Raw genomic sequence first — 2,371 nt, 5'->3', positions numbered from 1 at the left:
TGCGAGCCGCCGCCTGCGTCTAGCGAATAAGTTTCCTGCCATCGTTTATGGTGGCACTGAAGCGCCGATCTCTATCGAGATGGACCACGAAATCGTGCTGAACACCCAGACTAAACCGGGTTTCTACAGCGACGAATTATCGCTGGTTATCGACGGCGCGGAAACCAAGGTTAAGGTTCAGGCGGTACAACGTCATCCGTTCAAACCGAAACTGACCCATATCGACTTTGTCCGCGTATAATCGCGTTTAAACCGATACGATAAAAAAAACGCCAAACGCCGCTCACGCGGCGTTTTTTTTTGCATCACCGAGCCGGCATAGGATATCAAACCCGGCGTGTCCAAGGGCGAGCGCTAGCTGCCCCCGTTCTGGCGGCGCGTAAGCTGATCGCGCAGATTCGGCGGCGTGCCTTTAATGGTCAGGGTGTCGGTGGCCGGGTCCCAAAAAATACGCTCGCCCAGCAGCTGGGCGTCAAAATTCAGCGTAACACCGCCGCCGCTGCCGGCATACTTGGTCAACTGGCGCAGGGTGCTCCGGTCGGCCGGGAAACTCTCCTCCAGCTCATAACCCGCTCCGCTGGAAAATGCCTGGAAGGTTTTATCGCCCACCGGCGGCAAGGTCCCGGACAATTCGGCCACCTGGATCTCCTCGCCGGACGACAGCTGATCCTTACAGTAGCTGTAGACCTGCTGGCGCACATTCTGCCGCTCGCTTTTGTCGAGCTGGGCATCGGCGCAATAGTCATCCACCGCCTGCAGCAGTCCGCGGTTTTGCGCCTTGGTGTCCAGTCCTTCGCTGGCGGCGAGGAAATCCATAAAGAAATCGGATACCTTACGGCCCACCCTGCCCTTCAGGAACGTCAGGTAACGCGTGGAGCGCGGATTGGTTTCCCATTCGGTCAGATCGATACGCGCCACGATATCGGCATGGTTGATATCCAGGTAATGGGTGCTGCTGATATCGAGCTGCTCATTCACCCGCATGCTGCTCAGGCTGTTAAGCACCGCGATCAGCAAATATTCCACCGCCAGGTAGCGGTACTGGCAAAACAGGACGATACCGCCTTCGGCAAAAGGATATTTGGCCAGTTCGTCGCGCAGCCTGCCGGTGGCGGCGCGGGTAAACGCCAGGAAGTCGTCCTCACCCTTGCGGCAGCCGCGCAGCGCCGAGGCCAGCTCGCTGCCGTCATTGAACAGTCCATAGGCTTTGTTTTTCGCACTGTATACCCGGTGCAGCTCCGCCATCATTTCTTCCACCGCCGCGCCGGGGGGCAACAGCGAATCGCGCAATACCAATTCCAGCGTTTGCTCGTCGCGTTTGATAAGCTGATGCAACGCTATCTGGTCAATATCCAGACTCATGATTTATTCTCCTTCGGGCCAGATGCGTATTCAAACACCGAATAGCCCCCAGCTCAACCGGTGTTGCGTCGGCGCAGCACATTGCGCAGGGGCGGGCCGGTTGAAAAGCGATAAAAAAGCGGAAAAAGCGGAGTTGATACGGTAAGATAGCGGACTTTAACAGATTACTAAGACTATATTATGCCGCAAGCATCCCGTTATAGCGACGAGCAGGTTGAAACATTGCTGGGCGAACTGTCTGCGGTGCTGGAAAAGCATCGTACGCCAACCGATTTGTCGCTGATGGTTTTGGGTAATATGATTACTCATGTGATAAACACCAGCGTGGCGCCGGAACAGCGCAAAACCCTGGCAAATTCCTTCGGCGAGGCATTACTTTCCTCGATCCGGACTCACGACACGCATTAATTAGCTGCCAAGACTGATTTATGGTGACAAATAGCCAGCGCTACCGTGACAAAGTTTCCCAAATGATCAGTTGGGGTCACTGGTTCGCCCTCTTCAACATTCTGCTTAGCCTTGGGCTTGGCAGCCGTTATCTATTTGTCGCCGACTGGCCAGGCTCGTTGCTGGGCCGCATTTACGCGTTCACCAGTTGGCTCGGCCACTTCAGCTTTATCGGTTTTACCCTTTACCTGCTGATTATCTTCCCGCTGACCTTTATGGTGATGTCGCAGCGCCTGCTGCGCTTTTTGTCGGCCATACTCGCCACCGCCGGGCTAACGCTGCTATTGGTGGATACCGAGGTGTTTACCCGTTTCCACCTGCACCTTAACCCGGTGGTATGGGAATTGGTGGTCAACCCCGACGAGGGCGAACTGGCGCGCGACTGGCAGCTGTTGTTTATCGGCATCCCCATTATCTTCCTGGTTGAAATGCTGTTCGGCACCTGGTCATGGCAAAAGCTGCGCAGCCTTAACCGGCGCAAAATCGGCAAGCCGGTGGCCATCCTGCTTATCTGCGCCTTTTTTGCCTCGCACATCATCTATATCTGGGCGGACGCCAACTT

The 2,371-nt window shown here is 55.7% G+C and carries 4 protein-coding genes; 3 read left to right on the top strand and 1 reads right to left on the bottom strand.

Annotation, left to right across the window (positions count from 1 at the left end):
• On the top strand, positions 1-241 hold a 241-nt coding region (rplY, locus tag VGC33_RS05545; protein WP_331119757.1), incomplete at its 5' end, for a 50S ribosomal protein L25.
• Between the two features lie 113 nt (positions 242-354).
• On the opposite strand, the gene yejK is transcribed toward rplY, so the two are convergent.
• A complete protein-coding gene (gene yejK / locus VGC33_RS05540) occupies positions 355-1,362 on the bottom strand; it encodes a nucleoid-associated protein YejK (RefSeq protein WP_331119756.1) in 1,008 nt (335 codons plus the stop codon).
• A 180-nt stretch (positions 1,363-1,542) separates the two neighbouring features.
• On the opposite strand from yejK, the gene VGC33_RS05535 reads away from it, so the two are divergent.
• Together VGC33_RS05535 and VGC33_RS05530 are read left to right on the top strand one after the other, a co-directional pair.
• Positions 1,543-1,770: a YejL family protein gene (locus VGC33_RS05535; protein ID WP_331119755.1), complete on the top strand. Its 228-nt coding sequence runs from the start codon at positions 1,543-1,545 to the stop codon at positions 1,768-1,770.
• A 20-nt stretch (positions 1,771-1,790) separates the two neighbouring features.
• The coding region (locus VGC33_RS05530) for a DUF3413 domain-containing protein (protein ID WP_331119754.1) at positions 1,791-2,371 on the top strand (581 nt) is incomplete at its 3' end.

Source organism: Acerihabitans sp., assembly GCF_036398755.1.
Lineage (GTDB): Bacteria > Pseudomonadota > Gammaproteobacteria > Enterobacterales > Enterobacteriaceae > Acerihabitans.
The sequence above is the reverse complement of the archived record's forward strand: the minus strand, read 5'-3'. Positions and strand labels throughout refer to the sequence as shown.

Bases quoted from the DNA above. Each gene is read 5' to 3' on its own strand.
- VGC33_RS05535 (WP_331119755.1), top strand. From the start codon at position 1,543: ATGCCGCAAGCATCCCGTTATAGCGACGAGCAGGTTGAAACATTGCTG.
- yejK (WP_331119756.1), bottom strand. From the start codon at position 1,362: ATGAGTCTGGATATTGACCAGATAGCGTTGCATCAGCTTATCAAACGC.